Consider the following 23,914-nt stretch of genomic DNA (forward strand, 5'->3'; position numbering starts at 1 on the left):
TCAGAAGCTGAACAGAGTCGATCTGCGATGTCGTGGGGTGCAACGTGAGCGTGGCCGGTCGTATTCCAGATCGGCTCGCTAATCTGCAACGGTGCAATCAGGTAAAATTGACCATTAGCGACTAGTTCAGCGCTGCGCCAGCCCGATTGGTGCCTAGCCGAAAGTGCCTTATGTCTGACGCTCTACCCCTCTGCCCGAACTGCTCAAGCGACCTCGCCTACGAAATGGGCTCGCTGCTGGTGTGCCCGATGTGCGCGCACGAGTGGTCGCCGAGTGAAGCGGATGCCGCTGCCGAAGCAGAACAAAACGCCGCAGTCATCAAGGACGCATTCGGCACGCCCCTCGCCGATGGCGACACGGTGAGCATCGTCAAGGACCTCAAGGTCAAGGGCAGCCCCACGTCGATCAAGGTCGGAACGAAGGTGCGCAACATCCGCCTCGTTGATGGTGTTGGCGACCACGACATCGACTGCAAGGTCGACGGTTTCGGGCAGATGCAGCTCAAGTCGAGCGTCGTCAAGAAGGTTTAGGCTCCCGCGACTGAGGGCTTCCTGCACGGTGAATCGTCAGGCTCGTTCAAGGCGCGCAGGCGTAGGGTGACGGCATGACCGAAAAGCAGCCGTACACCGTGATTTCTGAGCATGATGGTTACGAAGTGCGGCTGTATCCGGCGCACATTCTGGCGCAGGTGGATGCCGACGGTTCGTTCTTTGAGGCCGGCAATCAAGGATTTCGTCCGCTCATCCGGTACATCAGCGCATCGAACATTTCCATGACAGCGCCGGTCATTCAGGCTCCCGGAGAATCGAAGAAATACACCGTGAGTTTTGTGATGCCTGCCGGAGCAACGAGCGTTCCCGCCCCTCGTGACGCCACCGTGCGCACGACCGAGGTTCCCGAGCAGCGGGTGGCCGCGCGGCGATTTAGCGGTGGTTCCAACGAAGAGAAATACCAACAGAATGCGGATGCTCTGCTCGCTGCCCTCAACCGTGACTGCGTCGCACCCTTGGGTGCCGTGTACTTCGCCCGCTACGACCCACCGTGGAAGCCGGGATTTTTGAAACGCAACGAAGCCCTCGTCGTCGTTCGCTAGTCCGCGCCCGCTAGTCCCCACCTACTAGCTCCACCACCGCACTTCTGGAGAACTCATGACCCGAGTCGCCGCCATCGATTGCGGAACCAACTCGATCCGCCTGCTCATCGCCGACCTCGACGGGCACGGCGGGCTGACCGATGTGCTGCGCACCCTCGAAGTCGTGCGTCTGGGGGAGGGCGTCGACCGCACCGGCCAGTTCAGCCAGGCCGCGCTCGACCGCACCATCGCGGCCGTGCGCCGCTACGCTGATCTGTGCCGCGAGCACGGTGCCGAGCGCATCCGTTTCGTCGCTACCTCTGCCACACGGGATGCCGCCAACCGTGCCGAGTTCACCGACGCGGTCGTCGCGATTCTGGGCGTGCCGGTCGAAGTGATTGCCGGAACCGAAGAAGCCGCGCTGTCGTTCCGCGGAGCGCTCACGGCGTTGCCCGCACCCGAGCCAAATGCCGTAACCAACGGCGCGCTAACGCCCCAACACCTCGTCGTTGACCTCGGCGGCGGCTCCACTGAGCTTGTGATCGGTGACAACATCCCTGAAGCGGCATATTCGATGGATGTTGGCTGCGTGCGCTTGGCGGAGCGCAACATCACGAGCGACCCGCCCTCCGAATCTGAGCTCGCCGCCATCCGTAGCGACGTTGTCGCAGCGCTCGACATCGCAACCGCAACTGTCGATCTTTCACAGGCCACCGAGGTCATCGGAGTCGCGGGCACCGTCACCACAATCACCGCGCACGCCCTCGGCCTCACGAGCTACGACCCGGTCGCGATCAGCGGCAGCCGCTTGCCTCTCGCCGCGGTGCTCCGTTCCTGCGAAGCGCTTACCCTCATGCCCCGCGCCGAACGCGAAGCCTTGCCCTACATGCACCCTGGCCGCGTCGACGTGATTGCCTCCGGCGCCATCATCTGGGCCACGGTTCTTCACCGAGTGGCGGAGGCGGCGGCTGCAGCAGGTCACCCGCTCGAGTGGGTCACGACGAGCGAGCACGACATCCTCGACGGCGTTGCCCTCTCGCTCGGGAATAGCGCGCCCGAGTCACCGGTTTCGCCGGTATGACAAAACTTGGGTTCCTCTCTTTCGGGCACTGGCAAGACGTTGAGGGGTCGCGCACTCGCACTGGAGCTGACGCGCTGCTGCAGGCAGTGGAGCTCGCCGTTGCGGCAGAGGAAGTCGGCGTCGACGGTGCCTACTTTCGAGTGCACCATTTCGCGCGCCAGCATGCATCGCCGTGGCCGTTGCTCTCCGCCGCGGCTGCCCGCACCAGCACCATCGAGCTCGGTACCGGCGTCATCGACATGCGCTACGAGCACCCTCTGGCCATGGCAGAACTAGCGGCGCAAGCAGATCTCATTTCCGCGGGACGACTGCAGCTAGGCATCAGCCGAGGCTCACCCGAAACGGTGATCGACGGATGGCGCGCTTTCGGTTACGAACCGGCAGCGGGAGAGAGCGATGCCGACATGGCTCGCGCCCACATGGATAAGTTTCGCCGTGCGATCGCGGGCGAAGGGCTCGCTCCCGGCAATCCGCAGATGATTGGCACGAGCGCTCTGCAGCCGATTCAGCCGCAGGCGCCCGGACTCAGTGAACGCATCTGGTGGGGCGCAGGCACCCGCGCCACAGCCATCTGGACGGCGGAGCAAGGGATGAACCTGATGAGTTCGACGCTTCTCACCGAAGACACCGGAGTTCCCTTCGATGAGCTGCAGGCCGAACAGATTGCGATGTTCCGGGATGCGTGGGCGAGTGCCGGCCACGACCGTGCACCACGGGTTTCGGTGAGCCGCAGCATCCTGCCCATCATTGATGACGAGACCGAGTACTACTTTGGCATCCAGGGTCAGGTCGAGCAGCGCGATCAAGTCGGCATGCTCGGCGGTTCACGCTCTCGTTTCGGCCGCTCCTATATCGGAGCCCCCGATGTGATCGCCGCCGAGCTCGCACGCGATGCGGCAGTGCAGGCCGCCGACACCCTGTTGGTTACCGTGCCCAACCAGCTCGGGGTCGAGTTCAACACTCGTATTCTCGAGGCGCTCGTGAAGCACGTGATGCCCGTGGTCGATGCGGAGAGCGCGCCTTCGGTCGCCTGAGAATCCGACCTCTTCGACGGCGTAGACCCGTCACTCGCGACGACGCCTAAAATAAGGTTAGATGCACTAAACTTATTTTATCGCCCCATTCGCGAACCTTAGGTGGCCACCATGTACTACGTCGATCTGCTGTGGAATCCACAAGATGGCGCTGGGTTGAGCCGCAAAGACCGCGCAGCTGGCACGTTTCGTGCGTTCGTTCCCGACGAGCTAGATTTAGTGCTCCCACGAATTTCCGATGAAGCAAGCCAGGCGGCAACGGATGCCCTCGCCGTTCTCGCGCGGGCAGACGAACGCATTGGCGCGAAAAGTCGATACCTCAACCATCTCCTGATCCGGTCCGAAAGTATCTCTTCGTCGTGGATTGAAGGAAACCGGGTCACTCCCAAAAAACTTGCGATCGCCGAAGTATTGCACCAGGGCAAGAGCGTTGCCCTCGACGTGATTGCAAACGTGAGAGCAACGGAAGAGTCGATCGATGTGCTGGCTGACCGCACGAGGCCGGTCAGCGTCTCTGACATCGAACATCTGCAACACGTTATCGAGCCGTCCCTCCCGGCTGGGATCCGTCGCGAGCAAAACTGGGTCGGCGGAAATGGCTGGTCGCCGCTGAGGGCAGAGTTCGTGCCGCCTCCCGAAACTGAGGTGCGCCGATTGCTCGATAACCTTGCCCAGTTTGTCAGCGCCACTGAAGGCAACCCTGTCGTTCGGGCGGCGCTCGCCCACGCTCAGTTCGAAACCATTCACCCTTTTATCGATGGCAACGGTCGCACGGGCCGAGCTCTCATCCACACGGTGCTGAAGCGGTCGGATGCCCTGCGCAACATTCTCGTGCCGATCTCCACCGTTTTCGCCGGCAACAAAGACTCCTACATCGACGGCCTCACCGATTTCCGGGCAGATCGTGTCGATGATTGGATTGTCGGATTCTCGCGTGCGGCCGAGCAGGCTGCGTCCAACGCCGTCGAACTCGCCCAAGACATCACGCAGCTCGACGGCGTACTGCTCGATCAGCTTTTCGCTTTTCGAACCGAGAGCGGGCTGTCGCCAGCGCAACCACGGCGGGGAGCCGTCGTTGTGAGTGTGCTCAAGAATCTCGCATCCGAACCTGTTCTGACAGCAGAGCGGGTCGCAGCAACCTATGGAGTCTCGACGGTCGCCGCACAGGGCGCTCTCAACCAACTCGGTGAGGCGGGCATCCTGTCTCGCACCAAGGATCACAAAGGGCGACTGGTGTGCTGGACCTCGGACCGACACCTCGGACTCGTTGCGCTCACCGAACGCAGCAATCGAATCGGGGGCGGGGACACCTCCGACGGTAAGCCCCGCCATGCGCCGGCCGCCCCCGACGTCGATGCAGTGGGTCAGCTGCGCAACTGAGGCTGCGACTCACCGTCAAGATCAACCCCCGCCGTCTCCGGCCCCAGAAACGCCCCCACAGCAATCAGCACCCCGCCGAGTGCGAGCAACGCCGCAACCGCACCCTGCTGCCCCAACACGCCTTGCATCGCGGGCAGGTAGTACGGGTAGAGCGCGGGAATCACGATTGACAGGCTGTACCCGACCCCGTACCCGCTCGCGCGCACCGAAGTGGGGAACCGCTCCACGAGGTACGCCCCGACTGGCCCGTACGCCGACACCGTCACGACTTGAAGCGCGACTACTCCGAGCACGAGCTGCCCCAGGCTGGGTGCCGCAAACACCGCGAGAAACGCGAGCGGTCCGGCCACGGCAGTCAATAGCCCAAAACCTATAAAGAAGCGTCGCCGTCCGGTGAAGGTCGAGAGGTGACCGCAGGCTGCCATGGTGAGAGCGGATGCCGCGGTGCCGATCATCATCGCGAATGACAGGGTTCGACCATCCAGTGTCCCTGTCGCGCCCAGCGCCCCTGCGCCGGAACCGAGTTGTCCGGCCATCACCGGAATCGCCATGTTGGTCAGCAACCAGAGCCCGCTCATCATGATGAACACTTGCCAGAGCGCACGGCGGTGGCGGCCGACGAGAATCTCTTTCAACGGGCTAGTGCGCTGCAATGGACGTTGCCACTGCGGCGACTCTTCGACCCGCGCACGGTAGTAGAACAGCATGGTGAAGGCGAGCAGCGAGCCCAGAATGAAGAGCGTTCGCCAGCCCCACTGGCTATAGGCGGCGGCGTCGAGCACGCTCTGCAGCACGAACACCATGCCCGCGATCGACGCGTTGGCCCAGGGCGACATCCACATGATGAGGCCGCTGACGAGGCCGCGCCGTTCGGGCCGCGACCATTCCATCGCGAGCGGAATGGCGGAGGTGTATTCGCCGCCCAGGAAGATGCCGCCGACAAACCGCAGCAGCAAAATCGCGGCCAGCGTGCCGCTGCCCAGCACCGTGTGATCGGGAACGAGCGCGATCAGCAGCGTCGTGAGCGCGACACCGAGCAGAGCAACTTTCGTGGTTGCCGTTCGCCCGATGCGGTCAGAGATCGATCCGAAGATCGCCGCCCCGATCGGGCGCCCCAGCAGGGTTGCGACGAAGATCAGGCCTGCGTTCCCGACCAGATTGTCCGAGCCAAACAGCTGAGCGGATGCCGGGGCCAGGGCGATGACCGGCAAGAAGATGTCGAACTGGTCGACATAGTTGCCGAAGATGCCGCCGCGCACTGCACGGCGGGTGCCGAGCGGAGCAGCAGAGTCGGTTGCAGCAACAGAGACAGCGGGGGACGAGCTAGTGGGGCGCATGAGCCGTACTTCCTTCGCCGGCATTACCCGGGAGGTTCAACGGTCGAAGCTGCGTCAGCTTCCTCTCAGCCCTTGCCTGTGGGCTCCCGTGGGGACGTGCAACAACATAGCACTCGCGCGCCGCAGCAGCGTCGGCTCGCGAGCAGCAGTGACCCAACGTGCCGGCTGCTCGCCGCCGCGGCATCCACCGGTAGACCTATCAGTTGAGCGTTCTCGGTGAGCTTACTGAGAAATATTTGGGAGCGCGGCAATTGCGTTGACGGCGCCCGAAACGGTTGGCAACATAAGTTCACCAATGAAGCTGAGCGGGCAATCGGGTGCCCGCTCTCAGGGCTTCGACACGATCGGAGAGGTCATGATGCACCCCACGGAGAACTCTCCAGCGCACGAAACCGCACCCCACAACGGCGCAGGTTACGACGCACCCGCAGTAGTCCCCAACACCATTCCAGATGCAGCCAGCGCTCTCTGCGAAAATTGGCACGACGAGGAGATTGAGCCTCGCGGCCCGATCAGCTCGCTGCTCATCGACGCTTTCGCGAGCCAGTCGCCACCTCACACGATCAACGGTCTTGCCGACGAAGTGACCGCGGCTATCGAGAGCGGGCGCGACCTAGTGCGTGATGACGACGTGCAGCTTGCCCTCTACCTTCTTTACGGTCTGTACTACGGCCGCGTCGTCGAAAACGGTGACCAATGGGAATGGCATGTCGATACCATCGCCGCTCGCCTTGAGCTGGAACGAGCGTTCGAAGGCCAGCTCCGACGCCTAGTGCCCACGCCAGAGCTCCCCAACGCTGCGGCAGAAGATGTCGCGAAGGCGCTTTTCGCCCTCACTGCTCCTGATCCGGATGCCGGACCGAGTCTCTCGCGCCACGTCGCGAAGAGTCTTACCCGCGAACAGGCCGTCGAGTTCATGGTGCAGCGCTCCGTGTACACGCTGAAAGAGGCCGATCCACACTCGTGGGCGATCCCGAGACTTACCGGGCGGGCGAAGGCTGCGCTCGTGGAAATCCAGGCGGACGAATACGGCAACGGTCGACGCGAGCGGATGCACTCGGAGTTGTTCGCGCGATCGATGAGGGGCATTGGGCTCGACTCTCGCTACGGCACCTATGTTAATTTCGCCCCGGCCATCACGCTCGCCTCGTTCAACATGATTTCTCTGTTCGGCATGAATCGCCGTCTCCGGGGCGCGATCGCAGGGCATCTGGCGGCATTCGAAATGACATCGTCGATTCCCAACGGGCTCTACGCCCGCGGTTTTCGTCGATTAGGTTTCGGCAAGAACGTCACCGAGTACTTCGACGAACACGTTGAAGCGGATGCCGTTCACGAGCAAATTGCCGCCCGCGACCTCGCCGGCGGGCTTGCCGAGAGCGAGCCGGCCTTGCTCAGCGAGATCTTCTTCGGTGCCCGTGCGTGCCTGCTGATCGACGACTGGGTAGGCGAGCACATCCTCGAGTCGTGGATGGCCGGAGAGTCGTCGCTGCGTAAGCCTTTCCCCTTCGACGCAGTGCTCACCGGTAGGGGCGATGATCCCGCGTCCTCCGCATCGATCACGAGCGCGGGAGCGGGCCGATGAGTTCGTCAGAGAGTAAAGATGACGTTGAGATAGTGGCCTGCACCAACGGGCCACTGCTCGTCCGCGGCGAGATTGACCTGCGCTCCTCCGACGGTGAAGCTATTGAGCAGACACGCACAACGGTTGCTCTTTGTCGATGTGGGGTCTCGGCAATAAAGCCGTTTTGTGACGGCACTCACAAGCTGATCAACTTCAAGGCGTAGTGCCACGGGGATAATGGGCGCATGACTGCCGCTGACTTTTCCACACTCGCCACCGAGACCTATGTCTCTGTCACTACCTTCCGCAAGTCAGGGGAGCCGGTGTCGACACCGGTGTGGGTGGTCGCCGACCGGGACCGATTGTTCGTCACGACGGCGCCCTCCTCAGGCAAGGTGAAGCGGGTGCGGCACACCCCTCGGGTCGAGGTCACGCCCTGCGATATGCGCGGCAACATTGCCGAAGGAGCCGTTGCGGTGCCGGCAACGGCAACCGTGCGCGACGACACGGTGACGTTGGATGCCATGGATGCGGCCTTGAAGAAAAAATACGGTGCCAAGTACACCGCGATTCGTTTCGCGCAAAAGGTCCGTGGCACTGCGGGGCAGTCTGTGGCACTCGAGATTCGGCTCTAGAGTCTGCGGCGACGCGCACTCCGCTGGCGGCATCCGTATACGACTCGATGAGTCTCGAATCCGATCCTTTTGACTACGAAGTCACGAAAGCTGGCTAGGTGCGCTTTTGTCGTGGCGGGCGTGAGGCTGTTGTGGCGGGCGTGAAGTTGTTGTGGTGCGCGATGCAGCTGCCAGCGCTCTGATTGAGCGACGACGCATTGTTGCGCAGGGGCTCGATTGTGCGCGCCTTTGTGGTGACATCGGCAGTTTTCGATCGCATAAGTGAGAAAAGCCTGTAGGTAACCGTTTCACTGACGCGAAATTGTGTCACTATTGTGTAGACCCCCGAAAGGGGGTCAACTTGTGGTTCCCCCGAAACCATGAGCACCCGTGATCGATGGAGTCCCCCTGTGTCCCGACCTCGCCACCGTTCCAGAACAATTAAATCCTGGTTCCTCCGCGCTAGTACACCCGCCCTCGCAACCCTGCTCACTTTGTCCCTCGCCGGTGGTGGCGCTCTCGTAGCGCTGGCCGCCCAGAACAAGCTCGACGATTTTGTGGCCCAGACTTTCGGATGCCCGAACGCAACCGAACTCGTCGTCGTCACCGATCCCACCATCTCGTCGACCGTCCAAACGGTTGCGAATGCTTTCAACGCTGAGCACGTTGGCCAGTGCCTCTCCGTCAAGATCGTGACGCAGCGCTCCGCTGATACTGCCGCGTTGCTGGCATCTGGCACGTCCACTGGTGCCGACGCCTGGATCCCTGATTCGCCGATCTGGCTCAACCGAGTGGAGAGCACAGCGACTGCTCTCGGCCGCGAAATCCCCAAGATTCAGGAGTGGGATTCGATCGCCTCGAGCCCGCTTGTGCTGGCAACCCCGGCCGTGAAGGTCGCGGAGTTCGAAGCGTCAGAGGTGGGCTGGGGTGCAATCCTCGACGGCCGCTACCGCACGTTGCTGCCCGATCCCGAGTCGTCATCAGCGAGCATGATCGCGCTGGCTACGCTCAATGACCTTGCCGCAGACACCGACCCTGCTGACTTCGATCGAGTGCTGATGAATCTGGGGCGCTCAATTCCCGATTCCACGAAGGCAGCGTTCACCGAGCTCCAGATCTCCGACTCCCGCATGGTTGCGCTCGCGACCGAGCGCGAGATTGTGGAACACAACGCGTCCAGCCCTGACGAGCCTCTGGTGGCGCTCTATCCGTCCGAAGGTACCGTTGCCCTCACCTACCCCTTTGTGGTGGTTGATAGCTCGGGAGTCACCGAGCTCGAAGCGTCACGGATGACGGAAGAAGAGCGCACAGAACTCGCCGAGCTTGAGACCTCCCGCACGAAACTCCTCGAGGAATTTGCTGACCTCGTTCGAGGCTCATCTCAGGTTTTGAACGCCGAAGGCTTCCGCGACAACGCCGGTGAGGGGGAGATCCTCGCGTCCGGTGTCATCGCAGCCCCGGTGGCCACCAAGACCGTCGGAGACACCGACGAACTCGTCGGCATCCTGCGCAACTGGAACGCCCTCAACCTTCGCTCGCGCATCCTCACCGTCGTTGACGTCTCAGGTTCCATGCTTGAGCGGGCCTGGGATGGTCAGCGCCGCATTGAGATGTTCCAAAACTCCGCGGAGGATGCCTTCAGCACTCTCTCGGAGGATGACGAGCTGGGCATGTGGCTCTTCTCCAAGGAGCGAGTCGGCACTGAAGACTGGGAAGACGTCGCGGGCATCCGCTCGATGAATGACCCCGAGCATGTCGAGAGCCTTCAGGCGATCATCGACACACTCCCGTCGCGCATCAACGGCTACACCGGCCTCAACGACACCGTTCTGGCTGCGGTGACGCACGTGCGCGAAGACTTCAACCCCGACAAAGTCAACTCGGTGATCCTCATCACTGACGGTCGCAACGAAGACGACAACGGCATCTCCTTGGAGAAGCTGGTCGACGAACTGAACGCGATGATTGACAAGAACACCGACGAGCCCGTTCCCGTGGTGCTCGTCGGAATTGGGCCAGACACCGACGTCGAGGCGATGCGAAAGATCGCCCAGGTCACCGGTGGAACGGCCTACCAAGCAAACAACCCCACCGAGCTCAGCAATGTGATGCTCGAGGCGTTGTCACAGCGCGACTGCCGCCCGAACTGCAGTTAGCGAACGCCCAGCACCTGCGGCACCACCGGTGTCGCAGGTTGCTGCGGTCTGCGGCGAAAGCGGAGGGACCCGCTTCCGCCACAGATTGGCTAGGCGCCTGCTGTCGGGGCTGCTTCGGCAGCGCCGGCAGCAGGAACGCCGGCGGCAACATCGGCCGCCATGCGTGAACGACGATCCAAGTGGATGCCGGCCACCATGCAGCGCACAGAACCACCAGCCAACTCAATCGTCGGAATATCCAGCGGCACGATCTCGCAACTCGCTTCGATCACCGAGCGCTGAGCCGGCGTGAGGCTCGCGAGTGCCCGGGTAGAGAGTGCCAAGATGCGGCCGTTCGGAGTCTTCAGCTCGAGAGCGTTGCCCGCGAAGTTCGCAATCTGATCAGCCGTGAGGTCGATCAGAGTGCGGCCCGGAGCGGTCAAGCGTTCAGCCATCTCCATCCGGCGGTCTCCCGAGGCGATCAGGTCGAGACCGATCATGGCGAAATCCGTCGCGATGCACATCATGACGTTGGTGTGATAAATCGGCACACCGTGGCTATCGCGGGCCTCAAACATCATCGGCTCGTAGCCAAACGAAGCGCAGAACCGCTCTAACGCGAGCGGGTTGGCGCGGTGCGACTCAGCCGCATACGCCACCCGGTTGGTGTGGTCGATGACCATCGCGCCGGTGCCCTCGAGGTAGATGCCGTCGTGTTCCAGGCCGGAATAGTCGACAACATCCTGCACCCGAAAGTCGTGCTTCAACATCTCGATGACATCGGTGCGTCGTTCCGTGCGGCGGTTCGGCGCATACATCGGGTACACGGCAACGCGGCCACCACTGTGTGTCGAGAACCAGTTGTTCGGGAACACACTGTCGGGGCGCGTGCTCTCCTCATCCTCGAACACGTGGATGTTCACGCCCGCGTCACGCAACGTCTCGGCCACCTGGGTGGATTCGTCGTACGCGGCGCGAGCGATCTCATCCGGGGTTCGGCTGGGATCCGTTGACTGGAAGGCATTGTCGCCCGCAGTTTGGCTATTCGGTGTGAACCGGTGAGGGCGGATGAGAACAGCGGCCGTCGGGGCTTGAACGCTCACCGGTGGTTTATGCGGTCAGCGCAGGAACGCGCGATACGAGCGAGAACAGGTCCTTGGGGTCTGCCGGGTCGGCAATGAGGTCAAGGTCGGTGGCGTAGTCGGTGTCGCGCACGGCATCGAAGACATAGCGCAGGGCCGAGAAGTCTTCGATTGCGAAGCCAACGGAGTCGAAGAGGGTTACTTCTTCGGCAGACGTGCGGCCAGTTGCGGTCCCAGCGAGCACTTCCCACAGCTCGGTGATGGGGGAGTCAGCTTCAAGCTGCTGGATCTCACCCTCGATGCGGGTCTGCTCCGGGAACTCGACAAACACGGTCGAGTTGCGCACGATGGCCTCTTCGAGCTCTGTCTTGCCCGGGCAGTCTCCGCCAATGGCGTTGAGGTGCATTCCGGGTTCGATCATGTCGGCGGTGAGAATCGTCGCGTTCTTCTTGTCTGCGGTGCAGGTCGTGACGATGTCGGCGCCCGCAACAGCGTCTGCTGCTGAGGTTGCGCGCACGATGTCGAAACCGAGTGGCTCAACGTTGCGAATGAACTTGTCCATCGCAGCGGGGTCGGTGTCCCAGACGCGCAGGCTCGTGATGCCGAGGCCGGCGCGGAAGCCGAGTGCCTGGAACTCCGACTGAGTGCCGGTGCCGATGAGGGCGAGAACGCTCGAGTCGGGGCGAGCCAAGGCGCGCGCCGCCATGACGGAGGTCGCAGAGGTGCGCAATGCCGTGAGCAGGGTCATCTCCGAGAAGAACGTGGGGTAGCCGTTGTCGACGCGAGCGAGCATGCCGAGCGCGGTGACGGTCTGGAAGCCCAGTGCAGGGTTGGAAGGGTGGCCGTTGACGTACTTGAAGCCGTACGTTTCGCCATCGCTCGTCGGCATCAATTCGATGACGCCTTCGGGGGAGTGGGCGGCAACGCGAGGTGACTTGTCGAACTGGGGCCACTTGGCATAATCCTGTTCGAGGTAACCCACGATGCCCATAATGATCGGCTCGATGCCGGTGTCGGCAATCCAGCGGCGCATGTTGTTGACGTCTACGTAGTGAACCATGGTCACTCCTTTCGTTGCGGTATTAGAGCTTCCTACGTTACGAATATGCACTATGTACCTACAACTCCCAGTCAACCCTATTTCCGGCCAATAACTATGCATAATGGGAGGCAAAATTGTACAATTTGTTCATGTCTGACTTAGATGACCTTGATCGCCGCCTCTTAGCCGCCCTTCGAGCTGATGCGCGCGAGTCAGTGGCGAGCCTCTCGCGTCGACTTAACGTCACGCGCGCGACCGTCACAAGCCGTATCGATCGCCTCGTGAGCAACGGCACGGTTCTCGGGTTCTCGATCCGCATTAGAGAAGACCGCGACCCTTCTTTCATCCGGGCGATTGCCTTTGTCGAGGTAGAAGGGCGATCGACGGATTCCGTGATCAGCCAGCTGCGCGGTCTGCCCGAGATCCATGAACTCCACACCACCAATGGCGCGTGGGATCTGGTCGCCGACATCCGCACCGACAGCCTGAGCAACTTTGACCGTGTCTTGGCCCGCATGCGCAATGTGGAGGGTGTCGTGAACAGCGAAACCAGTTTGTTGCTCAGCTCAGCACTTCTCTAGACCGACCGCTGATGCCCATCCGCGTCGCTGCTGTAGACCACCCGAGCACCAGTCGGCCGAAAGGGCACGAATTGCTCGCTCTCGGCGTGCTCATCGGCGCGAGCATCCGCCCCGCATTGCTATGCTGAACTCACAACTGAACATCGGGCCGCAACACGATGCGGGAGAGCCGGGCATCTAGCGCTAGTCAACAGAAATTGGCAGGCGCCAGGCCGGCACCGAAGGAGCAAGCCTCCCCGCCAATCTCTCAGGTTCATGTACCGCATCGCACTTGGCCACTCTGGAAAGAGAACCTCGCATCACCCTGAGGTTCCGCCGACGGTGAAAGCTCGCTAGCGTTTAGCGTGTGAAGCTCTCAGGCTCATCACAGAGGGGGAGTTCTATTCACTAGCCCATGCGCCAGGAGAACTCCGTGACCGATGTATCAAGTTCTGAAGCTTCATCCGCTGAATCTTCGCCCACCGCGGTGAGGTATTCACCGCTGCACAGCATCCATGAGCAACTCGGTGCTGCGTTCACCGATTTCGCTGGCTGGATGATGCCGGTGCGGTACAGCTCCGACCTCGCCGAGCACCATGCCGTGCGCACCGCTGCCGGCATTTTCGACATCTCGCACATGGCCGAGATTCACGTGCGCGGCGCTGACGCTGGCGCGTACCTCGACTACGCGCTCGCGGGCAAGCTCTCAAGCATCGCTCTTGCGCAGGCCAAGTACAGTCTGTTGCTCAACGAAGCAGGCGGCATCATCGATGACCTCGTCACCTACCGCCTCGCTGATGACCACTTCTTGGTTGTCGCCAATGCCGGAAACCGCTTTGCCGCAGCGACAGCGCTCACTGAACGGGCCGTCGACTTTGACGTAGCGGTCACCGATGAGAGCGACGACTATGCGCTGATCGCCGTTCAGGGGCCGGTCTCGCGTGCCATCCTCGAGGCGACCGCGGGGCTCACCGGCTTTGCGACACCGCTCGACGAACTCAAGTACTACCGCGAAACCGCGGCCACCTTCAATGGCGCCGACCTCATTATCGGCCGCACCGGCTACACGGGCGAAGACGGCTTTGAGCTGTACATTCACGTGGATGCCGCGGCCGACCTCTGGGCTGCACTCACGGTTGCCGGCGAACCTCTCGGTCTCGTGCCCGCCGGTCTCGCGTGCCGAGACACTCTCCGCCTCGAAGCGGGCATGCCGCTGTATGGACACGAACTCAACCTCGGCACCTTCCCCGTGCAGGCTGGCCTCGGCCGCGTTGTTGCACTCAGCAAGGAAGGTGACTTCGTCGGTCGCAGCGCGATCGAAGCGGGCCCGGATGCCGGTGCTCGCGTTCTCGTCGGTCTCGCCGCCGAGGGCCGTCGCGCCGGTCGCGCTGACTACCTTCTTTTTCACGGTGACACCGAGGTGGGAGTCATCACCTCCGGCGCGCTGTCGCCAACGCTGGGGCACCCGATCGCTATGGCTTACGTCGACTCCGACGTGAGTGAGGTCGGCACCGAGCTTCACATTGATGTGCGGGGCAGTCGCATTGCTGCATCCGTTGTTTCCCTACCCTTCTACAAAAGAGAGGCCTGATCATGGCTGAGAAGAGCGAATTGCAGTACACCGCCGAGCACGAATGGGTGCTGGTCGACGGCACCATCGCGACGGTCGGAATCACCGACTTCGCGGCAGGCAAACTGGGCGACATCGTCTTCGTTGACCTGCCCAAGGTCGGCGCCACCGTCGCTGAGGGCAAGATCGTCGGCGAGATCGAGTCGACCAAGTCGGTGGGTGAACTCTTTGCTCCCGTTGCGGGAACCGTTGTCGAATCCAACGATGCTGTCGCCGACAGCCCCGAACTCGTCAACAGCGACCCCTTCGGTGAAGGCTGGCTCGTGAAGATCGAATTTACTGAACTCCCGTCGATGCTCAGCCTCGACGAATACACCGCATTGACAGGCGAATAATGCCCAACCCTTTCATCAGCGGCACGTTTGCTGACCGCCACATCGGCACGGATGACGCAGCCCAGGCCAGCATGTTGGCCGCTGTCGGCTACGACAGCCTCGAATCGCTCGTGGATGCCGCGGTTCCGCCCGCCATTCACCAGACTCCGGTCGTGAATTCCACGATCCCGGCTCCTGCCTCTGAGCGTGAGGCGCTCGCCGAACTGCGCGCCCTCGCTGGCGCGAACAAGGTTCGTCGCAGCATGATCGGTCTCGGGTATTACGACACCATTACGCCCGCTGTGATCAAGCGAAACGTGCTCGAGAACCCGAGCTGGTACACGGCGTACACGCCGTACCAGCCGGAAATTTCGCAGGGTCGCCTTGAGGCGCTCCTCAACTTCCAGACGATGGTTGCAGACCTTGCAGGCATGACCACGACAAACGCGTCGATGCTCGATGAGGGCACCGCCGCTGTGGAGGGAATGCTTCTTGCGCGCCGTGCGGCTCGCGTGGAGTCGCCCGTGTTCATCGTGGATGCCGACACTTTTCCGCAGACCAAGGCTCTGCTGGCGAACCGCGCGGAGGCTCTCGGAATTGAGCTTGTAGAGCTCGACCTGGCCACGCTCGGTGCGAACCCTGAGCTGCCGGAATGCTTTGGTGCGCTCATCCAGTACCCGGGTGCAACCGGTCGCGTGTGGGATTCCAGCGAGGTTATCGCCGCGGTCAAGGCTCACGGTGGACTCGCTGTTGTTGCTGCCGACCTGCTCGCCCTCACGATGCTGAAGTCGCCAGGAGAACTCGGCGCAGATGTTGCTGTCGGCACCACGCAACGCTTCGGCGTTCCGATGGGCTTCGGCGGACCGCACGCCGGCTACATGTCCGTGCGCAAGGGCCTCGAACGTCAGTTGCCCGGCCGCCTCGTCGGCGTATCTCAGGATGCCGCCGGCGACCCCGCCTACCGCCTTTCGTTGCAGGCGCGTGAGCAGCACATCCGCCGCGAGAAGGCGACCTCCAACATCTGTACTGCACAGGTTTTGTTGGCTGTCATGGCATCCATGTATGCCGTCTATCACGGTCCCCAAGGTCTCAAGCGAATCGCTCAGCGCATTCACCACGACACTGCCAAGTTCGCGGCACGCCTGACCGCCGCGGGCTACACGGTCGAGAACAGCACCTTCTTTGACACCCTCTCGGTGACGAAAAAGGGCCAGGCTCAGGCGATCGCCGCCAAGGCACTCGAGAGTGACATCCTGATTTATGTCGTGGATGCTGACACTGTGCGTGTGAGCTTCGACGAAGTATCGACGCAGCCCTATGGCGGAATGCTCGCCGCACAAGAGAATGATCTCGCCGACGCCTTCGGGCTGGAGGGTGGTTTCTTCAGCTACTCGCCCGACGACACCACCATTCCCGAGGCTCTCAACCGCACGAGCGAGTACCTCACGCACCCGGTCTTCAACACGCACCGCTCGGAGACGAGCATGATGCGCTACCTCAAGTACCTCGCCGACAAGGACTACGCGCTCGACCGCGGCATGATCCCGCTGGGCTCGTGCACGATGAAGCTGAACGCTGCAAGCGAGATGGAAGCGGTGAGCTGGCCGGAATTTGCGGGCATCCACCCCTTCGCTCCTGCCGAAGATGTCTCCGGGTACCTCGTCATGATTTCGCACCTCGAGTCGTGGCTCACCGAGGTCACCGGGTACGACACCGCGTCGTTGCAGCCGAACGCGGGCAGCCAGGGCGAACTCGCGGGGCTCCTCGCGATTCGTGGCTACCACCGTGCGAACGGTAATCCGGAACGTACGATCTGCCTCATCCCGTCGAGTGCTCACGGCACCAACGCCGCCAGCGCGATGCTCGCCGGAATGCGTGTCGTGGTCGTGGCCTGCGATGACCTCGGCAACGTCGACCTCGATGATCTGCGCGCCAAGATCGCTGAGCACGCGAGTGAAATCGCCGCCCTCATGATTACCTACCCCTCGACTCACGGGGTGTACGAGCACGAAGTGCGTGAGATCACGCAGGCTGTGCACGACGCTGGTGGACAGGTGTACGTTGACGGTGCCAACCTCAACGCTCTGCTCGGTTACGCGCGGTTCGGTGACTTTGGCGGCGACGTCAGCCACCTCAACCTGCACAAGACCTTCTGCATCCCGCACGGCGGCGGCGGCCCCGGGGTTGGTCCGGTCGTTGCGAAAGCACACTTGGCCAAGTTCTTGCCTGGCCATCCCATGGCGCAGAGCCAGCACCATCCGGCATTCGACATGCAGACCGGTGCTGCCGGTCCGTATGTTCACGCCGGGGGAGCGGTGAGCGCTGCGCCCTACGGAAGCCCGAGCATCCTGCCCATCACGTGGGCGTACGTGCGCATGATGGGATCGGCCGGCCTCAAGGCGGCAACCGGTGCCGCGGTGCTCTCCGCGAACTACATTGCGGTGCGCCTTCGCGACCATTTCCCCGTGCTCTACGCGGGAGACAACGGCCTCGTTGCGCACGAGTGCATCCTCGATTTGCGTCCGCTCAAGGAGGCGACCGGCATCGACAACAACGATGTCGCCAAGCGCCTCATTGACTACGGTTTCCACGCACCGACGATGTCGTTCCCTGTATCGGGCACGCTCATGGTCGAGCCCACCGAGAGCGAAGACCTCGCCGAGCTTGATCGCTTCATCGACGCGATGATTGCCATCAAGGAAGAAGCGGATGCCGTGGCGGCCGGAACGTGGCCTGCCGACGACAACCCCCTCATCAATGCTCCGCACACGGCGCATTCGGTGATCGCGGGCGACTGGGATCACTCGTACTCGCGGGAGCAAGCGGTGTATCCGTTGAGCTCCCTCGTGTCGGGCAAGTACTGGCCGCCGGTTCGTCGTGTTGACAACGCCTATGGCGACCGCAATCTGGTCTGCTCGTGCCCTCCGATTGAGGCGTTTGCGCACTAATAAATCGCACTAGTTTTCGTCGCCTCTGCGACGGAAAATGGCGCGTGCAGAACCGATCCAGTTCGGTTCTGCACGCGCCATAAATTTGTCCCCCGAAAGTGGGACACCAGTATTCATCTGGCATCGGCCTCTCCTGTGGAGAAAATTCTTCACTTTGGCTGGATTTTCCCTCTCCGGATGTTGTAATGTGCGTCTGGTGTACGGCGAGTGGTTGACCCGACAACCCCAAATCGCTGTTTCACCGACTGGAGACGTTCGTGACCACCCGACGGCATCGACACCGTAAGACCTTTTGGCAGCGGTGGAAGAAACGCTGGTGGCTGGCGCCTATTGCGCTAGTTGCTATTGCTGCGCTCTCGCTCGCTGGCATCCAATTGGGTGCTATTGGATGGATTTCCAACGCTGTTGCGCCTCTCGCTGGCGGCTGCACTGAGACTCGCCCTGTGGTGATTGCGGCTGACCCGTCGATTGCTCCCGCACTGACCATTGTCGCGGCGGAGTTCGATGAGGCTGACGGCAACTGCACCGAGACCGAAGTGCGTTCGCTCGTCTCCGCAGACACTGCTGCGCTGTTCGCTTCGGGTGTTGCGGGCGATCTCGATGCGTGGGTTCCCGATTCGGCGGCCTGGCTTGATCGCGTTACGTCGATGGCTGATTCGCTCGGGCGCACTGCTCCCGAGCTCGAGATCACCGACTACGTCGCGAGTACGCCCGTCGTGCTGGCCACATCGGCGTCCCAAGTAGCCAAACTCGGAGACACCCCGCTGTCGTGGGAATCACTGCTCACCGGAACCGTAACGACCCTTGTGCCCGATCCCGAGGCGAATACCGCGAGTCTTGCCGGGCTTGCGCAGCTCCAGTCGGTTTCGTCTGCTGAAGATCCGCGCCAGTTCGCCGGCGCCATGATCGCCATGGGAAAGACAATTCCCCAAACGTCCGAAGAGGCCTTCGGGCTGGCGACTGATGCAACGCTGCCCACCGTTGTCGTGACGACGGAACGCGAAGTTGCCACTTATAACAGTGCGTCAGAGTCCTCGCCCATGATTGCGCTGTATCCGACGGACGGCACGGTCGAATTGACCTACCCCTTCGTTGAGGTCATTAGTGGGGATGAGACAGCGGAGACTTCCGCTTCTGCTACGTCGACGTCTACTACGGCTTCTGCTGCAGTGGCGAGCGAGATAACTGCGGCCGACTCTCCCCAACGGCTTTTGACGGCACTGGCTGCGGCGACGCGCTTGTCCGCTGAAGTCTTGGCCAAGCAGGGGTTCCGCGATGCTGACGGCGGCGGTGACTTGAGGGTGACAGGAGTCCCCGAGACAGCAACCGAAGCGAAGCCGACGGCGGATGCTGCCGTCCAGATCGAGATTCTTCGCTCGTGGAGTGTTCTGACGCTTCGTTCGCGACTTCTCGTTGTCATTGACACTTCAGGTTCCATGCTCGACCCGGCGAGTAACGGCCTGCGCCGCATCGACGTGTTCCAGCTTGCGGCAAGCGAGGCGCTGTCAAAGTTCTCGGGTGAAGCCGAGCTGGGGGTGTGGGCCTTCTCGCAAAACCGTATCGGCACCCAAGACTGGGAACCGCTGTCGCCGATTGCGCCGCTGTCAGATCCCGCTCACGTGTCGCAGATCAACGGCGTCGTCGCATCGTTGCCGGATCGCATTTACGGCTACACGGGGCTCTATGACACCATCTTGGCTGCGGTCAAGGAGGTCAAGGAAGATTACGACCCGTCGAAGATCAACTCGGTTCTGCTCATCACTGATGGCTACAACGAAGATGACAACGGCATCAGCCTGTCGGCGCTTCTGAAAAACCTGAAGGCGATTGACGACCCGAATGAGCCCGTTCCGGTGATCTTGATCGGATTCGGTCCCGACACTGACCTCAAGTCAATGACAGAGATTGCCCAGTCGACGGGTGGTGCAGCGTATTCCGCTGCTGTGCCCGAGGACCTCGGCAAGGTGCTCGTGGATGCCCTGAGTCAACGGTCGTGTCGCCCAAACTGCACGTAGCAGCCGGGGTGGCCGGCTGAACTGGCCGAGAGCTAACGCGTCTCGTTGTCGTCGCTGATGCTGACGATCCAGTTCACGGAGTAGCGGTCGAGTACCATTCCGAAGATCCCGCCCCATTCGGCGCGCTCGAGCGGCATGTCGATTCGTCCACCGTCGCACAGCTTGTCCCAGTAGTTCTCGATGGCGGCTTTTTCGCTGAGGAATCCCGCAATTGAGATCGACATCGGCCCACCGGGGGCGTATTCCTGTGTTTTCGGGGTGTCGGCCATCATGAGAGTGATTCCGGCCGGGGACTCCAGCTGTCCGTGCATGACCCACTCTTGTTCATCAGGATCTTCACTGGCATTGAAATCGGCAAAGGTGTGGATTTCCGTGGTGCCGCCGAAGACGGACTGGTAGTAGGTGAGGGCTTCGCGAGCATTGTCTCTGAAGCTCAGGTAAGGGTTCGTTTTCATCGGCGTTTCCTCTCGGGGGGCTATCCCGCGGCGGGAACCACGGGAAACTCGATGCGGGTCAGGAGTTCCGCGTCATCGACCTCGCCAGGCGCGTTGAGATAGATCTCGCGCGGCGCTCCGGCGTAAGTGTGACCGTGTTCGGTGAACCATCCAAAGATGGCGTTATAGGTCGTCTTCAGGCCGTCGTACGGGCCCGTGTGCGTGACGGTGGCGACACGGCCACCGGCGAGTTCATGTGTCGTGAGAACCGGATGATCGATGAGACCGTTTGCGACCGGAACGCAGACCTCGCAGTTCCACGGCCCATCAGCGCGCATCTCGTCGGTGTATACGGCCATCACGGGCCCGAGGACGGTGATGGCAGAGTCGGCGGTTTCGGCGAGCAGGGTATCGATAACGCTGCTCATGTCGGCAGGCAGAGTCTCCATCGTTGTCGAGAACTCGATGCCGGCAACGATATGGCTTGGCACTGTTTCAATAGTGATTTCCGGCGACATGCGCCACACTCTACGCCTCGCATCCGGCGAGCGGTACCGGTTGTGGAGAACTTATTGGGTGGTGCCCAAGAGCGCGGGGAAGGCGCCGAGAGCCCAGCCGTAGCCGACAAAGATCGCGGCGTCGATGAGCGTGTGGGCGATCACGAGAGGCAACACGCGGCGATAGCGCGTGTAGAGCCAGCCAAAGAGCAACCCCATGGCGACATTGCCAATAAACGCGCCGATGCCCTGATAGAGGTGGTAGGTGCCGCGCAGTATTGCAGTCGAGATAATGATCTGCCACCGGCCCCAGCCAAGGTCGCCAAGTCGGGCGTACAGGTAGCCGATCACGATGACTTCTTCGGTGATGCCCGCACGCAGAGCCGAGAGCAGTAGCACGGGCACGGTCCACCAGTACTGGTCGAGTGCAGCCGGAACCACGTTCACGGTGACGCCGAGAGCGCGCCCGCCGAGGTACACGGCAATTCCGGGGATTCCAATCGCTAGTGCCAGTGCGACGCCGGTCAGGCCATCGCGAACCGGTCGTGTGAAGTCGATTCCGAGTCGCGACAGTCGAGGCTTTGTGGTGTTCCACAAGAGAAACGCTACGAGCGCGACGGGCGCGAGATCAAAGGTGATTCCCAGCAACTGGTAGATCAGGTCGAAAGTTGGCCGTGTGCTGAGTGACGAGTTCAGCGTTGCGGTTTGCTGCGACAACGATTCGGTGCGGGTCAGCCTGTTCGTGATCGAGACGATCGAATAGATCGCGGATGCTCCAAGCGAGAGTGCAAGAACGATCGATATTTCTGACCACAGTCGCCCGCGCGATTGGGGAAGCGCTGGTGTTGAACTCACGCGGAGGGGCGCACGGCGCAGGCTGGTGTTCCGCCGGGCAGACGGTGGCGGTAGCGCGCGACGAAGCGGTAGCCGAGAGAGGCGATGGTGCTGAATGGCTCAGTGGCAATGAGGTGGCCGAGGAAGCGCCATCCGATCTGTGGCTGAATTCTGAGGAGGGCGGAGAAAGCCATGTGTCCAGCGAACTGTCGAGTAGGAGTCACGAACCAGGCTGCTTTCTCGACGTCGTCCTGAGTCAGCGCGTAGTCATCGAGATCGGTCCATTGCCAGGGAGTGCTTTCGGGAAACACCGGAAGAATGGCCTGCAAACGATTGACCCAGAGAGTGCAAAATGCGCAGTCACCGTCAAAGATCAGTATGGACTGGGGCGTGCGGGAAGCCGGGCTCGGTTGCGACATGGAAAGATGTTAACTCACGTTGCTGGGTGCTGCTCCGGACGCGATTGCGCAGATTTGTAGTGAATGACAGCGTTAGTGCGCGGGAATTCTGCAAAGTATGCACATAATCTTCACGAGCGTTACTGCTGTGTAACGTTTGGCTTTACAGTTTTGCTTGGGGCATCCCCCCGTTTTAGGGTGTGAACTATCAAGCGCGGTGCGGCGTCAAAAATTCCGTGCCGTTTGCACAATTCTGCACAGGAGGAAACATTGAAGAGATCACGCATAGGCATCAGTGCAGTCGCACTGCTGTCAGCCTCAGCGCTCGCTCTTGCGGGCTGCTCGGCGAGCGAGGCGCCTGCCGAAGGTGACAGCGCCGCGATCATCACCACGAACGGAAGCGAGCCACAGCAGTCGCTCATTCCGACGAACACCACTGAAACTGGCGGTGGAAAGATTGTTACCTCGATCTTCGCTGGTCTGGTTTCGTACACCGCCGATGGCGATGTAGAAAACGAAGTCGCTCAGTCGATCGAGTCTGAGGATGGCCAAAACTGGACCGTCACGCTTAACGAGGGCTGGACCTTCACTAACGGTGAGCCCGTCACGTCGGACTCCTTCATTAAGGCCTGGCAGTACGGCGCGCTCCTCAGCAACGCACAGAGCTCCTCGTACTTCTTCGACAACATCGAAGGCTTCAGCTACGACGAAGAGTCAGAACTTACCGGTCTTGATGCTGTAAGCGACACTGAGTTCACCGTTGCTCTCATCAACCCTGAAGCAGACTTCCCGCTGCGTCTCGGCTACTCGGCATTCATGCCGTTGCCTGAGGCTGCATGGGAAGACCTCGACGTTTTCGGCGAGAACCCCATCGGTAACGGTCCGTACATGCTCGCCGAAGAAGGCGCTTGGCAGCACGACGTACAGATCGACCTCGTCACGAACCCTGACTACGACGGTGTTCGTACGCCCGCCAACGGTGGCGTTTCGATCATCTTCTACACCAGCCAGGACGCGGCATACGCTGACGCTCTCGGTGGCAACCTTGATATCCTCGATGCTGTCCCCGACTCGGCATTTGCTACCTACGATTCAGACTTCCCTGGTCGTTCGGTGAACCAGCCTGCAGCAATCTTCCAGGCGTTCAACCTGCCTTACTACCTCGAGCACTGGTCGGGCGAAGAGGGAGAGCTGCGTCGTGCAGCGATCTCGATGTCGATCGACCGCGCTGAGATCACGGATGTCATCTTCCAGGGCACCCGTACCCCCGCTACCGACTTCACTTCGCCGGTAATCGCTGGTCACTCCGACAACCTTGCTGGTGCTGAAGTTCTTGACTTCAACCCGGATGAGGCCAAGAAGCTGTGGGCAGAAGCTGACGCAATTGCGCCGTACGGAGACACTGTCTTCGACCTCGCATACAACGCTGATGGCGGACACCAGGCATGGGTTGACGCTGTTGCTAACAGCATCAGCAACTCGCTCGGAATTGAAGCTCAGGGCAAGGCATACCCCACGTTCGCTGACGCACTCAACGACCGTGACGCTAACGCACTCACCGGTGGAACTCGTGCTGGATGGCAAGCTGACTACCCGTCGCTGTACAACTTCCTCGGCCCGCTCTACGTTGATGGCGCTGGCTCGAACAAGGAAGGCTACTCGAGCCCCGAGTTCGAAGCCATCCTTGCTGAGGGTGCTAGCGCAACCTCGGTAGAAGAGGCAACAGCGAAGTACCAGGAAGCTCAAGAAGTTCTCTTGGTCGACCTTCCTTCGATCCCGCTGTGGTACTCCAACGTCACCGGTGTCTACTCTGACAGCGTTGACAACGTTGTATTCGGTTGGGACTCTGTCCCGCTGTACAACGAGGTAACCAAGAACTAAGTAGTTCATCGGTTTACCCAGTTTCCACTCTCAACGTGTGATGCCCGGGGCTGTTTTGGCCC

General features: G+C 61.5%; 23 protein-coding genes and 1 riboswitch. Of the genes, 15 read left to right on the forward strand and 8 right to left on the reverse strand.

The features are described from left to right. Positions 1-170 precede the first annotated feature (170 nt). The 5 genes from ACWFSR_RS03640 to ACWFSR_RS03660 all read left to right on the forward strand — a co-directional run bounded on the left by ACWFSR_RS03640 (position 171) and on the right by ACWFSR_RS03660 (position 4,567). Complete coding sequence (locus ACWFSR_RS03640) at positions 171-530, forward strand: zinc ribbon domain-containing protein YjdM (RefSeq protein WP_197107410.1); 360 nt, start codon at positions 171-173, stop codon at positions 528-530. A gap of 74 nt (positions 531-604) precedes the next feature. Next, a complete protein-coding gene (locus ACWFSR_RS03645) occupies positions 605-1,093 on the forward strand; it encodes an SOUL family heme-binding protein (protein ID WP_197107409.1) in 489 nt (162 codons plus the stop codon). 55 nt (positions 1,094-1,148) lie between these two features. Further along, positions 1,149-2,153 (forward strand): Ppx/GppA phosphatase family protein, encoded by a 1,005-nt coding sequence (locus ACWFSR_RS03650; RefSeq protein WP_447523086.1) that lies wholly within the window; start codon positions 1,149-1,151, stop codon positions 2,151-2,153. Then, positions 2,150-3,187: an LLM class flavin-dependent oxidoreductase gene (locus tag ACWFSR_RS03655; RefSeq protein WP_447523087.1), complete on the forward strand. Its 1,038-nt coding sequence runs from the start codon at positions 2,150-2,152 to the stop codon at positions 3,185-3,187. The genes ACWFSR_RS03650 and ACWFSR_RS03655 overlap by 4 nt, the downstream gene beginning before the upstream one ends. Before the next feature lie 111 nt (positions 3,188-3,298). After that, entirely contained in the window at positions 3,299-4,567 is a 1,269-nt protein-coding gene (locus tag ACWFSR_RS03660) for a Fic family protein (RefSeq protein ID WP_447523088.1), read from the forward strand. Here the strand turns inward: ACWFSR_RS03660 and ACWFSR_RS03665 are convergent. Then, positions 4,552-5,904: an MFS transporter gene (locus tag ACWFSR_RS03665; RefSeq protein ID WP_447523089.1), complete on the reverse strand. Its 1,353-nt coding sequence runs from the start codon at positions 5,902-5,904 to the stop codon at positions 4,552-4,554. The genes ACWFSR_RS03660 and ACWFSR_RS03665 overlap by 16 nt on opposite strands. A gap of 295 nt (positions 5,905-6,199) precedes the next feature. Between ACWFSR_RS03665 and ACWFSR_RS03670 the strand changes: the two genes are divergently transcribed. Genes ACWFSR_RS03670 through ACWFSR_RS03680 form a run of 3 tightly spaced genes read left to right on the forward strand, consistent with a single transcriptional unit; the run spans position 6,200 to position 8,103 of the window. Beyond that, positions 6,200-7,489 carry an iron-containing redox enzyme family protein gene (locus ACWFSR_RS03670; protein WP_447523090.1) on the forward strand — a complete coding sequence of 430 codons (1,290 nt, stop codon included), beginning with the start codon at positions 6,200-6,202 and terminating at the stop codon, positions 7,487-7,489. Next, positions 7,486-7,692, forward strand: a complete 207-nt coding sequence (locus ACWFSR_RS03675) for a CDGSH iron-sulfur domain-containing protein (protein WP_197107404.1) — start codon at positions 7,486-7,488, stop codon at positions 7,690-7,692. The genes ACWFSR_RS03670 and ACWFSR_RS03675 overlap by 4 nt, the downstream gene beginning before the upstream one ends. A gap of 21 nt (positions 7,693-7,713) precedes the next feature. Next, positions 7,714-8,103 (forward strand): PPOX class F420-dependent oxidoreductase, encoded by a 390-nt coding sequence (locus ACWFSR_RS03680; protein WP_447523091.1) that lies wholly within the window; start codon positions 7,714-7,716, stop codon positions 8,101-8,103. A 94-nt stretch (positions 8,104-8,197) separates the two neighbouring features. On the opposite strand, the gene ACWFSR_RS03685 is transcribed toward ACWFSR_RS03680, so the two are convergent. Next, positions 8,198-8,362 carry a hypothetical protein gene (locus tag ACWFSR_RS03685; RefSeq protein ID WP_447523092.1) on the reverse strand — a complete coding sequence of 55 codons (165 nt, stop codon included), beginning with the start codon at positions 8,360-8,362 and terminating at the stop codon, positions 8,198-8,200. Between the two features lie 214 nt (positions 8,363-8,576). Here ACWFSR_RS03685 and ACWFSR_RS03690 point away from each other — a divergent pair, with 214 nt between their 5' ends. After that, positions 8,577-10,238 carry a VWA domain-containing protein gene (locus tag ACWFSR_RS03690; protein WP_197107401.1) on the forward strand — a complete coding sequence of 554 codons (1,662 nt, stop codon included), beginning with the start codon at positions 8,577-8,579 and terminating at the stop codon, positions 10,236-10,238. 89 nt (positions 10,239-10,327) lie between these two features. On the opposite strand, the gene ctlX is transcribed toward ACWFSR_RS03690, so the two are convergent. After that, the gene (gene ctlX, locus ACWFSR_RS03695; protein WP_197107400.1) at positions 10,328-11,320 is read right to left on the reverse strand and encodes a citrulline utilization hydrolase CtlX; all 993 of its coding nucleotides are present in this window, start codon (positions 11,318-11,320) and stop codon (positions 10,328-10,330) included. A 7-nt stretch (positions 11,321-11,327) separates the two neighbouring features. After that, positions 11,328-12,359, reverse strand: coding sequence for an ornithine cyclodeaminase (locus ACWFSR_RS03700; protein WP_197107399.1), 1,032 nt, complete (start codon positions 12,357-12,359; stop codon positions 11,328-11,330). A gap of 131 nt (positions 12,360-12,490) precedes the next feature. On the opposite strand from ACWFSR_RS03700, the gene ACWFSR_RS03705 reads away from it, so the two are divergent. From ACWFSR_RS03705 to ACWFSR_RS03725, 5 genes are all read left to right on the forward strand, one after another. Then, positions 12,491-12,922 (forward strand): Lrp/AsnC family transcriptional regulator, encoded by a 432-nt coding sequence (locus ACWFSR_RS03705; protein WP_197107398.1) that lies wholly within the window; start codon positions 12,491-12,493, stop codon positions 12,920-12,922. Positions 12,923-13,073: 151 nt separating this feature from the next. Next, positions 13,074-13,195: riboswitch (glycine riboswitch) on the forward strand. A 139-nt stretch (positions 13,196-13,334) separates the two neighbouring features. After that, positions 13,335-14,492: a glycine cleavage system aminomethyltransferase GcvT gene (gene gcvT, locus ACWFSR_RS03710; RefSeq protein ID WP_447523093.1), complete on the forward strand. Its 1,158-nt coding sequence runs from the start codon at positions 13,335-13,337 to the stop codon at positions 14,490-14,492. Positions 14,493-14,494: 2 nt separating this feature from the next. Beyond that, positions 14,495-14,866: a glycine cleavage system protein GcvH gene (gcvH, locus tag ACWFSR_RS03715; protein WP_447523094.1), complete on the forward strand. Its 372-nt coding sequence runs from the start codon at positions 14,495-14,497 to the stop codon at positions 14,864-14,866. After that, on the forward strand, positions 14,866-17,793 hold the full coding sequence (gcvP, locus tag ACWFSR_RS03720) for an aminomethyl-transferring glycine dehydrogenase (RefSeq protein WP_447523095.1): 2,928 nt from the start codon (positions 14,866-14,868) through the stop codon (positions 17,791-17,793). Before gcvH ends, gcvP begins: the two co-directional genes overlap by 1 nt. Positions 17,794-18,050: 257 nt before the next feature. Then, positions 18,051-19,808 carry a VWA domain-containing protein gene (locus tag ACWFSR_RS03725; protein WP_197110283.1) on the forward strand — a complete coding sequence of 586 codons (1,758 nt, stop codon included), beginning with the start codon at positions 18,051-18,053 and terminating at the stop codon, positions 19,806-19,808. Between the two features lie 32 nt (positions 19,809-19,840). Here the strand turns inward: ACWFSR_RS03725 and ACWFSR_RS03730 are convergent, their stop codons facing one another. From ACWFSR_RS03730 to ACWFSR_RS03745, 4 genes are read right to left on the reverse strand one after another with little or no spacing between them, the layout of a single operon-like run. Further along, the gene (locus ACWFSR_RS03730; RefSeq protein WP_197107393.1) at positions 19,841-20,263 is read right to left on the reverse strand and encodes a VOC family protein; all 423 of its coding nucleotides are present in this window, start codon (positions 20,261-20,263) and stop codon (positions 19,841-19,843) included. Positions 20,264-20,283: 20 nt separating this feature from the next. Next, entirely contained in the window at positions 20,284-20,760 is a 477-nt protein-coding gene (locus tag ACWFSR_RS03735; RefSeq protein WP_447523096.1) for a GyrI-like domain-containing protein, read from the reverse strand. A 51-nt stretch (positions 20,761-20,811) separates the two neighbouring features. Then, on the reverse strand, positions 20,812-21,594 hold the full coding sequence (locus ACWFSR_RS03740) for a CPBP family intramembrane glutamic endopeptidase (RefSeq protein ID WP_447523097.1): 783 nt from the start codon (positions 21,592-21,594) through the stop codon (positions 20,812-20,814). Further along, positions 21,591-21,992: a thiol-disulfide oxidoreductase DCC family protein gene (locus ACWFSR_RS03745; protein WP_197107390.1), complete on the reverse strand. Its 402-nt coding sequence runs from the start codon at positions 21,990-21,992 to the stop codon at positions 21,591-21,593. The genes ACWFSR_RS03740 and ACWFSR_RS03745 overlap by 4 nt, the downstream gene beginning before the upstream one ends. A 249-nt stretch (positions 21,993-22,241) precedes the next feature. On the opposite strand from ACWFSR_RS03745, the gene ACWFSR_RS03750 reads away from it, so the two are divergent. Further along, on the forward strand, positions 22,242-23,852 hold the full coding sequence (locus ACWFSR_RS03750) for a peptide ABC transporter substrate-binding protein (RefSeq protein ID WP_197107389.1): 1,611 nt from the start codon (positions 22,242-22,244) through the stop codon (positions 23,850-23,852). Positions 23,853-23,914 lie beyond the last annotated feature (62 nt).

This window comes from Salinibacterium sp. NYA9b, assembly GCF_976973725.1.

Coding starts and splice junctions, on each gene's coding strand:
- ACWFSR_RS03640 (WP_197107410.1), top strand. CDS start 171: ATGTCTGACGCTCTACCCCTCTGCCCGAACTGCTCAAGCGACCTCGCC.
- ACWFSR_RS03645 (WP_197107409.1), top strand. CDS start 605: ATGACCGAAAAGCAGCCGTACACCGTGATTTCTGAGCATGATGGTTAC.
- ACWFSR_RS03650 (WP_447523086.1), top strand. CDS start 1,149: ATGACCCGAGTCGCCGCCATCGATTGCGGAACCAACTCGATCCGCCTG.
- ACWFSR_RS03655 (WP_447523087.1), top strand. CDS start 2,150: ATGACAAAACTTGGGTTCCTCTCTTTCGGGCACTGGCAAGACGTTGAG.
- ACWFSR_RS03660 (WP_447523088.1), top strand. CDS start 3,299: ATGTACTACGTCGATCTGCTGTGGAATCCACAAGATGGCGCTGGGTTG.
- ACWFSR_RS03665 (WP_447523089.1), bottom strand. CDS start 5,904: ATGCGCCCCACTAGCTCGTCCCCCGCTGTCTCTGTTGCTGCAACCGAC.
- ACWFSR_RS03670 (WP_447523090.1), top strand. CDS start 6,200: ATGAAGCTGAGCGGGCAATCGGGTGCCCGCTCTCAGGGCTTCGACACG.
- ACWFSR_RS03675 (WP_197107404.1), top strand. CDS start 7,486: ATGAGTTCGTCAGAGAGTAAAGATGACGTTGAGATAGTGGCCTGCACC.
- ACWFSR_RS03680 (WP_447523091.1), top strand. CDS start 7,714: ATGACTGCCGCTGACTTTTCCACACTCGCCACCGAGACCTATGTCTCT.
- ACWFSR_RS03685 (WP_447523092.1), bottom strand. CDS start 8,362: ATGCGATCGAAAACTGCCGATGTCACCACAAAGGCGCGCACAATCGAG.
- ACWFSR_RS03700 (WP_197107399.1), bottom strand. CDS start 12,359: ATGGTTCACTACGTAGACGTCAACAACATGCGCCGCTGGATTGCCGAC.
- ACWFSR_RS03705 (WP_197107398.1), top strand. CDS start 12,491: ATGTCTGACTTAGATGACCTTGATCGCCGCCTCTTAGCCGCCCTTCGA.
- gcvH (WP_447523094.1), top strand. CDS start 14,495: ATGGCTGAGAAGAGCGAATTGCAGTACACCGCCGAGCACGAATGGGTG.
- gcvP (WP_447523095.1), top strand. CDS start 14,866: ATGCCCAACCCTTTCATCAGCGGCACGTTTGCTGACCGCCACATCGGC.
- ACWFSR_RS03730 (WP_197107393.1), bottom strand. CDS start 20,263: ATGAAAACGAACCCTTACCTGAGCTTCAGAGACAATGCTCGCGAAGCC.
- ACWFSR_RS03735 (WP_447523096.1), bottom strand. CDS start 20,760: ATGTCGCCGGAAATCACTATTGAAACAGTGCCAAGCCATATCGTTGCC.
- ACWFSR_RS03745 (WP_197107390.1), bottom strand. CDS start 21,992: ATGTCGCAACCGAGCCCGGCTTCCCGCACGCCCCAGTCCATACTGATC.